The 12,124-nt window shown below is 69.4% G+C and carries 10 protein-coding genes and 1 pseudogene; 6 read left to right on the top strand and 5 right to left on the bottom strand.

Going from position 1 to position 12,124, the window contains the following annotated elements; genetic code table 11:
* The coding region (locus tag BBK14_RS29435) for a transposase family protein (protein WP_241831943.1) at nt 1-281 on the bottom strand (281 nt) is incomplete at its 3' end.
* A 967-nt stretch (nt 282-1,248) separates the two neighbouring features.
* Here BBK14_RS29435 and BBK14_RS39195 point away from each other — a divergent pair.
* Nucleotides 1,249-2,610 carry an ATP-binding protein gene (locus tag BBK14_RS39195; RefSeq protein WP_071066445.1) on the top strand — a complete coding sequence of 454 codons (1,362 nt, stop codon included), beginning with the start codon at nt 1,249-1,251 and terminating at the stop codon, nt 2,608-2,610.
* A gap of 366 nt (nt 2,611-2,976) precedes the next feature.
* On the opposite strand, the gene BBK14_RS29425 is transcribed toward BBK14_RS39195, so the two are convergent.
* The gene (locus BBK14_RS29425) at nt 2,977-5,118 is read right to left on the bottom strand and encodes an ATP-binding SpoIIE family protein phosphatase (RefSeq protein WP_071066444.1); all 2,142 of its coding nucleotides are present in this window, start codon (nt 5,116-5,118) and stop codon (nt 2,977-2,979) included.
* A 1,103-nt stretch (nt 5,119-6,221) separates the two neighbouring features.
* Here BBK14_RS29425 and BBK14_RS29420 point away from each other — a divergent pair.
* Together BBK14_RS29420 and BBK14_RS39190 are read left to right on the top strand one after the other, a co-directional pair.
* Nucleotides 6,222-7,112, top strand: a complete 891-nt coding sequence (locus BBK14_RS29420) for a DNA-processing protein DprA (protein ID WP_071066443.1) — start codon at nt 6,222-6,224, stop codon at nt 7,110-7,112.
* Nucleotides 7,109-7,867: a hypothetical protein gene (locus BBK14_RS39190; RefSeq protein ID WP_198541476.1), complete on the top strand. Its 759-nt coding sequence runs from the start codon at nt 7,109-7,111 to the stop codon at nt 7,865-7,867. The genes BBK14_RS29420 and BBK14_RS39190 overlap by 4 nt, the downstream gene beginning before the upstream one ends.
* Nucleotides 7,868-8,141: 274 nt before the next feature.
* On the opposite strand, the pseudogene BBK14_RS29410 reads toward BBK14_RS39190, so the two are convergent.
* From BBK14_RS29410 to BBK14_RS40860, 3 genes and pseudogenes are all read right to left on the bottom strand, one after another.
* A pseudogene (locus tag BBK14_RS29410) lies at nt 8,142-8,587 on the bottom strand (GNAT family N-acetyltransferase).
* Nucleotides 8,584-8,943, bottom strand: a complete 360-nt coding sequence (locus BBK14_RS40865; RefSeq protein WP_241831942.1) for a hypothetical protein — start codon at nt 8,941-8,943, stop codon at nt 8,584-8,586. The pseudogene BBK14_RS29410 and the gene BBK14_RS40865 overlap by 4 nt, the downstream one beginning before the upstream one ends.
* Nucleotides 8,940-9,587: a hypothetical protein gene (locus tag BBK14_RS40860; protein WP_241831941.1), complete on the bottom strand. Its 648-nt coding sequence runs from the start codon at nt 9,585-9,587 to the stop codon at nt 8,940-8,942. Before BBK14_RS40860 ends, BBK14_RS40865 begins: the two co-directional genes overlap by 4 nt.
* A gap of 742 nt (nt 9,588-10,329) precedes the next feature.
* On the opposite strand from BBK14_RS40860, the gene BBK14_RS29400 reads away from it, so the two are divergent.
* The 3 genes from BBK14_RS29400 (at nt 10,330) to BBK14_RS29390 (ending at nt 12,085) form a co-directional block, all read left to right on the top strand.
* Nucleotides 10,330-10,563: a hypothetical protein gene (locus BBK14_RS29400; RefSeq protein WP_071066442.1), complete on the top strand. Its 234-nt coding sequence runs from the start codon at nt 10,330-10,332 to the stop codon at nt 10,561-10,563.
* 109 nt (nt 10,564-10,672) lie between these two features.
* A complete protein-coding gene (locus tag BBK14_RS29395; protein ID WP_071066441.1) occupies nt 10,673-11,161 on the top strand; it encodes a glycine-rich domain-containing protein in 489 nt (162 codons plus the stop codon).
* A gap of 21 nt (nt 11,162-11,182) precedes the next feature.
* Nucleotides 11,183-12,085, top strand: a complete 903-nt coding sequence (locus BBK14_RS29390; protein ID WP_071066440.1) for a phosphotransferase — start codon at nt 11,183-11,185, stop codon at nt 12,083-12,085.
* The last annotated feature ends 39 nt before the right edge of the window (nt 12,086-12,124 follow it).

The raw sequence follows: 12,124 nt of genomic DNA, 5'->3' as shown, positions 1-12,124 counted from the left end.
GTGAACGACCGCCTGCCGCACAGAGGCTCCTGGCAGTACCACCGGCGCTTGACCCACACCAGCCGCAGCGGGGTGGAGCCGCAAGGCAGGTCACGCGGCCGGGTGGTCACGATGCCCTTGACCCGATGCGCGAACACTCCGCAGCCCGGACATGCCCGCGCCGTCTCGTCCACGGTCGCAAGCCATGCCAGCCGTGATCCGTCGGCCTGCCRCTCGACGCGCTGCACCACCAGACCGTCCAGCTCCAACAGCAACGTCGCCGCACTACTATGATCGTTCAAGCCCGTAACCCCGTGGCGTCTGGATTGCGTGAGAACAATCAAGATCGCCCGGGTTGCGGGTCTTTTCATGTCACGACATGCCAGCGTCCCACGCGGGGYATACAAAGCCACGACGAGCCAACATCACGCACGGTCACCAGCCCCGGTCAGGTCACCGTGCCCCACCCCGGTCAACTTCGAAGACCCGGGTTGGCGGTCACCCTCGACGTGCCCCCGCAGCTGTGCCGGATAGTCGTCGTCAACGATCCTGCCGGTTACTTGCCTGCTCCGATCAGAGACGCACTCCGGCGCCGATCCGGCGGAAAAGCGGACGAGTGTTTCTTGTCCCGCCCCCGTCACCTCCTTTACGGGCGAGGGGAATTCCTTGCCGGTGGAGCCGTGACGGTGGCTGGCTCGGCTTGACTGGCCGGTCCACCGGTCCACCGGTCCACCGGCCCGCGGCCGCACCGATTGGAGTGCCCTGTGCCTCGGCGGGCGGGATCGGCGGCGTGCCGTCGGCGGGGGCCGCACGGTGCCGCCCCCTCGATGGCACCGAGACGACGGCCGCCGGGGTGGACCGCGGCTCGCTCCGTAGGCGGGGCCGGGGGGCCGCGGTGCTGGGTGGCTGTCGTCGGGTTCATGGGGACCACGGTGGCTGCCGGTCGGCTTGTCCGGCGGTCTCTCCGGACGTATTGCTGGAGGTTCCCCGGCAATGCGCTGGTAGCGCTGGCTATTGTCGGTGTCTGGGGGGGTGGCCGGCGGTGCCGGACACCCCGGGTGTGGCCGGGGCGGGGGGGGCTTGGTGGGTGGTGGTGTGGATCCGCGTCCGGAGTTCGCGGAGCGACTGCGGGCGCTCAAGGACGCGGCGGGTCTGTCGGACCGTCGCCTTGAGGCGGCCAGTGGTAGGACGCCACGACGCCGGGCGGGTCAGCCGCCGCTGCGGCTGAAACGCAGCACTATCGCCGGGATGATCAGTAGGACTCGGCCGGTGCGTCCCGAGCCGGAGCACGTAGAGGTGTTCGTCGACACCTGCATCCGGGTCGCCGGCGAGTCCGGCCGGCCCGTGTCCGGCGATCTGGGGGACCGCCACGCCTGGGATGCGGCCTATCGCGACCTGCTGCTGCGGATGGCCGGGGTGCGCAGCGCGAACCGGTCGGCCACCGAGGCGGCCAAGCAGCTGCAGCGGATGGAACCGCGGGCCGGCAAGGCCGATAATCACGCCGATTCCGATTCCGATTCCGATTCCGATTCCGATTCGGATTCCGATGGCGGTGCCGCGGAACCGGCGCAGCCCTGCCCGTATCGGGGGCTGGCGGCTTTCGGCCCTGACGATGCCCGGTTGTTCTTCGGTCGGGCTCAGCTGACCGCGGACCTCCTCGATCGGGTCGCCGAGAAATGGGCCTGTCCGGGGCCGCTGATGGTGACCGGCCCGTCCGGGTCGGGGAAGTCCTCGCTGCTGCGCGCGGGGCTGATCGCTGCTCTGGACGGGAATGGGCCGCCCGCCCCGGGCCGGGCCGGCACTCCCTTCGCGGTTTTCAGTCCCGGCGCGGATCCGGTGGCAGAGCTGGCTAAACACCTCGCTGTCCTGACGGTCGGGTTATCCCCAGCCGAGCTGACCGAACACGCGCAGGGCGATCCCGGGCAGCTGCGGGCGGTTGTCCACCGGGCGTTGAACGCCGACGATCCACCGCGGCCGGTCCGTGCGGTCATCATCGTCGACCAGTTTGAGGAGCTGTTCACCGTCTGCCCGGACGAGCAGCAACGCCGGCTGTTCATCGACGTGCTCGACACGCTGTGCGCGGACCCGGTCCAGGAATCCCCAGCGATCGTGGTGTTCGGGATGCGGGCCGATTTCTTCGTGCACTGCGCGGCCTATCCGCAGCTGCTGGCCCCGCTGGAACACCCGGTGGTCATCGGCCCCATGACCAGTGCGCAGCTGCGGGAGGTCATCGAACGCCCGGCCGCGCTGGGCGGCCTCACCCTGCAGGACGGGCTGGCCGACCTGCTGCTGGAAGACCTCGACGCCGACGGCCAGCACACCGGTGTCGAGGGCGTTCTGCCGTTGCTGTCTCATGCCCTGCTCGTCACCTGGCAGCACCCTCAGGGCCACGAGCTCACCCTGGCCGGCCACACCGATGGCGTGTGGACGGTGGCGTTGTCCGCCGACGGGCGCACCGCGCTCATCAACAGCGCCGACGGCAGGGCGATCCTGTGGGACCTGCATCCTCTCGACGAGCTTCTCACTCGCCGCATCGACCGGGCCTGCGCGGCGGCCGGTGGCGGCCTCACTCCAGCCGAGTGGGAGCGTTACATCCCGACCCTTGCCTACCGGACGACCTGCGGGCCGTAGACAGATATCTGGACCGTCGCCGATCCAGCGACGATGAACCCACCCAGATCGCTTCTCCCCCATCCCGGGCCTGCGAGTAGGTAACGGGCGCGCGCGGCGCCAGCTCCCCGGCGGTGAATGTCGATCGGTTCAGGGCCACCCTCATTGAACGCGGCTGCGTCCGGATGCGCGGGTGACGGGACTGGAGCCGGAGGAGGATGCCCGGCAGGGCGACCGCCACGGAAAGGACGCCGGTTACGGCGGCGGCCCGGTGTCTCCCCCTGCACAGCCCCACCGCGACGGTGACCGGACCGGCCGACGGCGGACCTGTTCGCCGCCGACGAGGCGCTGCTCTTCGCCACCTCGACCGCCAGCCCGTCCTCGCCCTTATTCTGACAGTGACTTATCCGCGCAGGTCAGGTCGAGTTCGAACCAGACTGTCTTCCCGGTGCGGGTGGGACGAGCTCCCCACTGGGTGGCGAGTTGGGCGACGAGCTGAAGCCCGCGGCCGCCCTCGTCATCGGCGGAAGGGTTCAGCAGGCGCGGCACCCGGCTGTCGCCATCGGCGATTTCGACGTAGAGGGCGTGGCGACCGCGGCGTAGCGTCAGGTCGCTGGGGGTCTTCGCGTACCGGATGGCGTTCGTGACGAGCTCGCTGACGAGGAGCTCCACAAGGTCGACGCTGTCGGTGAGCTCCCACTGCCGCAACGCGGCGACGGTGGTGTCGCGGGCGGCTTTGACGGCCCGCGGATCGGGCTCCACGGTGGTTGTCCAGGTCGTGGCGCGCGCGGTGGCGCGGACGAGGAGGAGGGCGACGTCGTCGTCGTAACCGCCGCTGCGGTCGATGAGGGTGAGCAGCCGCTCGGCCGTGGCGGGCAAGCTGCCGGTGGCGACGAGGGCCGCCTGCAACTGGCGGACACCCTGACCGRTGTCAATCTTCGGGGATTCGATGAGTCCGTCGGTGTAGAGGGCGAGGGTGCTGCCTGCCGGGAACGGGTACCGAACTTCGGTGCACGGTGGGCCGCCAATGCCGAGGATGATTCCTTCCGGCTCCTCCAGCAGCCGAGCGTCTGTGTACGCATCGACGATGGCGGGTGGGAGGTGACCGGCGTTGGCGACGGTGATGCTGGCGGTCGCCGGCTCGAAGATTGCGTAGACGCAGCTGACGAGGGCGCCGTCCGGCCCGGCACCGATGTTCTGCACCAGGCTGTCGAGGTGCGTCAGGACGTCCGCTGCCGGGAGGTCGAGGGCGGCGAAGGCACGGACCGCGGCGCGGACCTGGCCCATCACAGCGGCGGCGGCCAGGCCACGGCCCATCACGTCGCCGATGACGAGGGCGACCCGGCCGGCCGACAGCGGCACGATGTCGAACCAGTCGCCGCCGACCTCGGTTCCTGCCGTGCCGGGCTCGTAGCGCCATTCGATGTCCAGACCCTCGACGGCCGGCAGCCCGCCGGGCAGCAGCCCGCGTTGCAGGGTGATTGCGGCCGTGCGCTGTCGGTCGAAGGCGCGGGCGTTGGCGACGGCATTGGCGATCCGACTGCCGAGCTCCGCCGCGGTCTGCACGTCGTACTCGGTGTAGGTCCGCCCGGACGGCCCGAGACCGAGGTACACCGAACCGTGGTATTCGTTGCCGACCAGCAGCGGGACAGTGATCGCGGTGCGAACGGCGATGTATTCGAAGTGCTCATCCCGCTGCGGGTGATCGACGCTGGCGATCACCCGCTCGTCGACGTCGAAGAGGACCGGACGGCGGGTGGCGAGGGAACGGTGCGCTGGGTTGTCCTGATCGACATAGGTGATGGCGGAAGGCAGGAGCTGGTGGGCCTCCGGCGGCGGCAGCAACGGCGTGTTCCCAGCGACGGTGAGACGCAGCGGCAGCCGGGCCGGCGGGGCTGTCGCGTCCAGCGGCTCCTCGGTGAGGTACAGGTCGCAGTTGTCGGCGAACTCGGGAACGATGAGCTCGACCATCCCCTCCAGCGTCGCCGTCAGGTCCAGTGAGGCTCCGATCAACCCACTGGCCCGGCCCAGCAGCCGCAACCGCTGTTCCACCTTGTCTCGCGCGGCCTCCGCCCGCCGCTGGTCGGTCACGTCCACCAGGGCGACGCCAACCGCCGCGACGGACCCGTCCCCGCCGCGGAGCGGATAGTGGGACACCCGCCAAGTCCGCTGCCCTGGCCGGGGGGCAGGAGTGGAACCGGTGATCTCCACGTTGAGGATGGGCTCGCCGGTGGCAAGGACCTGACGGATCACCTCCCAGGCCCCGGGGTGGACGTCGGGGAGTAACTCACTCAACGGTCGTTGCCCGATGTCGTCGACGGACAACCCATTGATGGCTCGCATCGCGCGGTTCATCTGGCGTACCCGCAGCTTCCGGTCAGTGATCAGCAGGCCGATCGGGGCCAGCTCGAACAGCTGCGAGGTGAACAGCCCGGTCTCGGACCCGGGCGGAGCGCCCGGGTCAGTTCCGTCGGGTGGGTCCAGAGCGGCGGCCGAGTTCTCGCGACCGTGCCGGGCAGATCCGCCCATGTCACCAGTCACCACCGGACCGAACGTCTGGCACCCAGAAGCCGTTGCAGGGCCTGCTTCGCGGTACGGGCGCACGACAGCAACGAAAAGCGGCGGGTGGCGGGCGGACAACCGTACAAATGGTCACCCAAGCGCCATCCCGGTTCACCACAAGAACGCCCATGCCCAGTGCGCTGCCACCGAAACACATGATCGATTCCGCGGTCCGCGGCCTGCGCGCTGAAGCACGCGAGCAAGGCACGCACGTCGGCCATCTTCACCTCGGCGGGGACGATGCCTGATCAGGATCGGCGAGATGCATCGGGCACCACCACCGAAGACATCTCGATGTTGCACAGGTCGGTCAGTTTGACGACGACCTCGGTGCCCGAGAGCCGCACGTCGACGATGGGTTCGCCGGGGTCGCATCACGCGGAAGGTACGTCACCGCTCGACGACGGACCCACTTTATCGGTGAGGCTCACCGGGAGACCTGGCCAGCGCCTGTTCCGCGGACGGGCACCGGGCAGGCGGACGTCCCAGCCCTTCCCGCTCGGGGGCAGGATGTTTCCGCCGGCCCATCCCAACAGCATCGCCTCCACCTCGGGCGGGGGCGACGGGTCAGTTCATCGGTTCAGCGCTGCGCTGACAGCGGTAGCGACATGATCCGGACCGACACGAGCATTCTCGACGCGGGCTGGGGGTGCTCCTCGCGATCCTGCGCGCCAAGGCTGAGAGTGCCGGACGGGTGTCGTCGAGGTCAGCCCCGCCGACACGTACCGCACTCGCGCCGCCTGCGGTCACTGTGCCGCGGAGAACCGCAGGACACAGGCCGAGTTCGCCTGTCACATGACGACGCCCGGGTGTCGGTCAGGTACGCGGCGACCTTGGCGCGTACCTGACGGTCGTCTTCGCCGCGAGGACGAAGACGTGACAGGCCCCGACGGGCCAACCACCACGACCGAGAGGGCCGGGCGCGCGATAGGCTCCAATGTCGAACGTGTGTTCGAAGAGTGTGGTGTGATCCAGGGAGCCTACGGAGACCACATGATCTGTCTCGTGCTGTGTGGATCCGCGGTCCCCCGGTTCGAGCGCCGATGCGTCCGCAGCTAGGGTCGCCAAACATGGACCGTCTGACGGAGCATGCGGCGCTGCTCACGCTTCTTCGCGGCCGCCGCCGTCAGTGGGGGCTCGTCGCTGACGAGGTCGAGGAGACCGGCAGCGCGCTGCGTGTGCTCGAAGCCGACACGAACGGGGACCAGGGCGACCTCTTCGAAGGGTTCTCGGACGGGATAAGCGCTGCCCTGGACGCGGCACGCGAGACGCTGCTCGGGTGGGACGCACAAGGCATTCGAGTAGTCACGCTGCTTGATGCGGACTATCCAGCGCAGCTGCTCACCGTCCACCAGCGCCCTCCCTTCCTGTTCTTCCGGGGCCGGATGAGCCCGGACGACGCCGCCGGGGTCGCTGTGGTCGGTACCCGCTCGGCCTCGGCGGAAGGGCTGCGCCGAGCCGAGGAGATCGCCGCCGGGCTTGCCCGCCGAGGCCGCGTGGTCGTCAGCGGTCTCGCCGGCGGCATTGACACGGCAGCGCACAGAGCCGCCCTGCGCGAGGGGGGCCGCACCGTTGCCGTCATCGGAACAGGGCTCCTCAAGTCCTACCCCAAAGAGAACGCGCCTCTTCAGGAGAAGCTGGCTCGTGAACATCTGGTGCTGTCACAGTTCTGGCCGGAGTCCCCGCCGACCAAGACAAGTTTCCTGATGCGCAACGGTGTGATGAGCGGCTACGCCGCCGCGACGGTAGTGGTGGAAGCGCCGGAGAAAAGCGGCGCCCGGACACAGGCCCGGCTCGCACTCGAACACGGCCGACCTGTCTTCCTCCTGGACACGGTCATGGCGCACGAGTGGGCGCAGGAGTACGCTCAACGCCCAGGTGTAACCGTCGTGAGTAGCGTCGAGGAAGTGTTGAGCCTGCTGGACGAGCTGACCGTGTACCCGGACACGGTAGTCTGGTGACCTCACCGCGTCGTGCCCGCACAGTAGTCGAGGTCTCCGACCCCTACGCCAACTATCTGCTTCAGGTTCCTCCCTCCGGAGAGGGCATCTGCATCACCTGCCACTCGTCGGTATACGACGGGTACGAGCGGTGCCTGCCGTGTAACCGGGCGCGACAGAAACTCGGACCCCTGGTCTTCGACGCGACGGCGTTCGTTTCCTTGGCACCCTCGGGTCAGCAGCTCGCGAGAGAACTGATCACATATAAGAAGGAAGAGATCCCCGAGAAGTACCGACACCCACGGATGGCCGGTCTGGCCGCGGTCCTGTGGCGGTGGCTTTCCGTACACGAGGCCCATGTGGCGCAGCGGGCGGGAACACCGGGATTCTCGATGGTCACGCCGGTTCCCAGCACGAGGGGTCGACCGGGAGAGCACCCACTGAAACGTCTGGTCAGCGGAATCGTCGCAGGAACCGGCGACCGGTACGTTGACCTGCTGGAAGCACACGGCGGCGACCGCGGCCGGGAGGTGGCAACCGATCGATTCACCATCGTCAGGCCGGTTGCCGCCGCCTCGGTGCTCGTGATCGACGACACGTGGACCAGCGGCGCGCGAGCCCAGTCCGCCGCCGCGGCCCTCAAACTGGCCGGAACATCCAAAGTCGGATTCGTCGGGGTCGGCCGATGGTTCAACACGGATTTCGCCGACAACGCGAAATGGCTGATCCGGCGACGTAGAACCAGGTGGAACTGGGACCGTTGCTGCCTGGAGTAGAGGTCACGATCCAGCTACTACGATTCCCTGCCGCACCCTGGGTGTTTCCGCGACCGAGGTAGAGCGGGCGCAGATGCGCGTTGCTGGATATTTTTTCGACTACCCGACACACTCCTTGGAAAGATCCCGACCCGGATAGTCCGGCAGCCCGGCACTGGGCGGGCACGCCGGATCTTTCCGGAGGCCTGGCGGGCCATTAGTTTTCGCTCGGYAGCGACATGATTCAGCTCAACCCCCGCGCGCCGCACGCCCTGAGCTGCGTGGCCGGGCTGTCCTACCGGTTGGCTGCCCAGTCGTTGCGGCTGATCGCGTAGACATTGCTCGCCTTCCAAGGCCCGACATCCGCGACTTCCCGGAAGGCCATCCCGAGCCGGAGAGCGATCGCGTTCATGCCTGCGTTCTGCTGGTGGGTGGCCGTGATCAGCTCGTCCACGTCGAGTCGGTCGAATCCGAACTGCAGTGCCGCAGTGATCGCCTCAGTGCCAAGGCCCTGACCCCACCGGTCCCGGTGGATCGACACCGCGACCTCGACTCCGGGCCAGCCGTCGGCGAAGTAGGTGCCATCCCAAACGTGCCGTCGAGGTAGCGCATGGTTTCCGGGTCGGCGTTCATGGCCGCGTACGGCTCAAGGTCGGCGGCCTGCCACCCGCGCAGCACCAGCCGTTCCGTGAGGACGGTCGGGATCTCCGCGATGGCCGGAGTGCCATAGACGAGTTTCATGCCTGGCCTGCCGTGAGCTCAAGGCGGGGACGTGCCTGCCAGCGGTCCCAGAAGTCCCGCACCGGTTCGACAGTGGGATGGCCGGTGAACGTCGTGGCGATCTCGACAACCCGGTCGGAGACCGAGGCGGTCGGACGGGCGTCCAGCATCTCCACGACCCGTCCCGCCACCGCCGCGGCTTCGTCGATCTCGGGCCGTTCCCGGGCGGTGAGGCTCGCCGCGAGGGCGAGCAGCGCATTGCCGTAATCCTCGAATCCGACCGCCTGGCCGCTGTCACAGGCCGAGATGGCAGCGCGAGCAATCGGTTCCGCCTCAACGCCACCATCGACGCGGGTCAGGACCCCGGCATACATCATCTCGGCGGCGGCCGGTCCGAACGGGCTGCTCCGGGCTGCAGCGGGAGGTCCGTGACCGATGCCCGCATCTGGTCGAGGGCCGCCCTGGTGCCGTGGGTGTCGCCGAGCACRCCGAGGGCCCGTGCCTCGTAGCCGGCGATCCGGGCGCGGGTGTACGGGTGGTCCGCGAGCGCGGCGGTTTTCCGGGCCACGGTGGCGGCTTCCCGGTAACGCCGGCCGTAGAACGCCAGGGTCGTCAGCATCTCCCCGACAGAGGCGGCGAGTACGACATCGTCGGTCTGGCTGGCATGGTCCTCGGCAAGGCGGATGAACCGGCGGGCGGCAAGGGTGTCGCCGAGGTTGAACGACAGCCGCGCCAGCATGTACGAGGCGTAGCCCGCGGCGACGGTCAGCCGGGTCTGCGGACGGGCCCGGCCGCTGCCGTTCATCAGGTGGTGGTGCGCCGACTTCCACGTCTTCCACACCTTCGGCGCGAGCTGCTGGTGCGCTTCGACGGTGAACGCGACGGCATGCGCGTTGATCGCGTCGTCGACTTCGTCGAGGGTCAGCACATCAGGTGCGGACGCGGTCCACTGCCGATACATCTGGGCGGCGACGAGGCTGGCGGCGGCGAGTTCGAACGCCTGCCGGCGGTTGGCGTACACAGGTTCCTCCTGCCTGCGCGGGTCGAGTCCCAGATCCCGGGCCCGCTTCTCCCTGACAGCTGCGTCCCGCAATCGCCGGATGGCTCCGCCTGCGGCCAACGCGGTATCCAGCGCGTCCGCCAGATCCGCAGACGGGATCTCCCGACCGTTGACAGCCCGTGAGATCTGCTGGCGCTTGAAACCTGTACGGACCTCGAGCCGACTGTTGTTGGTCCGGTGCTGGTCGCGCAGGTTCCGTAGCAGGTCCGCCAGGTCGGCAAGCGCGTCGTTTCGCTGTCCAGCTTGCGCCCTCAGCCTCCTCTGCAACGCCGTGTCGGGTGCGTGCAACCGCTCATTGCATGCATGCAACGAGCGGTTGCGTTCTGTTGCGTCCCTAGTGCGCAGTGTGTCATGGGTCATGTGCGGCGGGACACACGCCGGCCACCTTCCCGACCGAGCAGCGCACGTGACCAGACCCACGGACGCCCCCAGGCCCGCCGGCCGGACGCCCGCCGCTGGCCGCCACTTCCACCCTGATCCGTCGCCGTCCAGCGCCGTGCGGCGTTCTGGTGTCGGGTCGGGGGTGGTGGCCGGGGTGGGGAGGGAGCCGGTCATACCGGCCGGTGACGGCGCTCCCTCCCCGCCCCTCCCGTCGCGGGTGCCAAACACGCACTGGCCGGGGAAGGGGTGCAGCCCTGCCCGTCAGGCTGGCCGTGTCGTCCGCCCGATCGATGGCGGTTCGGTCGCCGACTGGGAGTGGTCGGTGGTCGTGCTCGACGTCGAGGGCGACCCTCAGGAGACCGTCACCGGGTTCTTCTCTCTGGAGACGGCTGACGCCTACGCCAGGCCCACCCCGGACATCCAGCGGTGGGTGGACGTCGGTGCCGTCGCGACCTGCCATCCCGGATCTCATTCCCGGGATCTGAAACGGGGGCCGTCCCGCTCAGGGCGGCCCGTCCACCACCCCGCCCGCGTCGCCTGGCCGTGCTGTGGGTGAGGTGGTCCTGATCTCCGCCTGTCCTGGTGCTGACCAGGTCCGTCAGGGCAGGCGGAGCCCGGCACCCGCCGGGCGCTACCCAAATCCCATCCTGCGAGGAGTACTGGCGATGACTGCTGTGGCGTTAGAAGCCGCGAACACGGGCCGGTTCCTGGTCCGTCCGGCCCTGTTCGACTGGCTCGTCGACCGGGTGGCAGCGGATACGGAGGTGGCGGGAGACCGCGACCTCGCCACCCGGATCGTGGACCAGGCGTTGGCGTTCCTGGCGGCCAGCGCGACCAGCCCACGCACACTGGCGCCGAGCCGGCTGGTGGACGTCGGCTGGCACACGTTCCTGTTGCACACCCGGGAGTACGCCGCGTGGTGCGACCAGGTCGCGGGCCGGTTCCTCCACCACATCCCCGCGGACCCGGCTGACGCGCCGATCGACGCCGTGGCGGCGCGTGCCCGTACCCTGACGGCGATCACCGAGGCCGGCTACGCCGTCGACACCGAGCTGTGGCGCGAAGTGGCCTCGACGTCCTGCGCCGACAAGGGGGACTGCTCCGCGTCCGGCGAGGACGGCAACGAGAACCAGGACACGCGGATCCCGAACTAGCGCAGCCGGGAGGAGAGCGAGGTGGCCGTGGCGGACGTGTGGGGTTCGGTCCCTGGCGTGGTGCGACAGGCGGTCGAGCGGCATGTCGGCCCGGTCACGGCGGCGGAAGCTGTCGCCGGCGGAAAGAACAACGACCTTGCCGCCGTCGTGCACGGCGACGGCGGGCCGGTGTTCGTGAAGGCCGTCCGCGGGATCAGCCGGGCGATGCGCTGGCTGCGGGACGAGATCACAGCCGGGGTGCTCGCTGACGGCATCGCCCCGGCCGTGATCTTCTCCGAGGAGGTGCGAGCCGATGACCTGTGGCTGATCGTCGGCTTCGAGTATCTGCCCGGCCGGCCCGCCGACCTCGCTGTCGGCTCGGCGGACCTCGCGGTGGTCGGCAGGACGCTGGACCGGATCAGCGCCCTGCCGGCGCCCGGGGTCCTCGGGTTGCATGAGCGGTGGACGGTGCCGGACTGGTGGAGCCGGGTGCGGGAAGCCGCCCCGGAGGTGACCGCCGGGTGGGATGTCGAGCGGATGGACCGGTGGGCGGCGCTCGCGCCGGCCGCGGTCGAAGGTGATCGGCTCGCGCACACCGATCTGCACGCCGATCAGTTCATCCTCGGCCCGGACGGCACGGTCCACGTGATCGACTGGGGTTTCCCCGGGGCGGCCGCGCCGTGGGTCGACACGGCGTTCCTGGTGATCCGGCTCGTTGACGCCGGCCATTGCCCGGCGGACGCGCAGGCGTGGGCGGCCGAACGACCGGGCTGGACGCCGGACGGGGACGCGCTGACCGCGTTCGCGGTGTTCGTCGCCGGGCTGTGGACGTACCGGGCTGTCACGGAGGGGGCTGACGGGCCATGGGTCCGCTCCGCCCGCGACTACGCGGCGTGGAGGGTTGGGGTTGCGGTATCCCCCCGTTGCGCACCTGCGCCTACATGATCGCGCTCGGCTGTCCCGCGGACCGCCCAGTCGTACCGA

The organism is Parafrankia soli (assembly GCF_001854695.1).
GTDB classification, from domain to species: Bacteria; Actinomycetota; Actinomycetes; order Frankiales; family Frankiaceae; genus Parafrankia; species Parafrankia soli.
The sequence above is the reverse complement of the archived record's forward strand: the minus strand, read 5'-3'. Positions and strand labels throughout refer to the sequence as shown.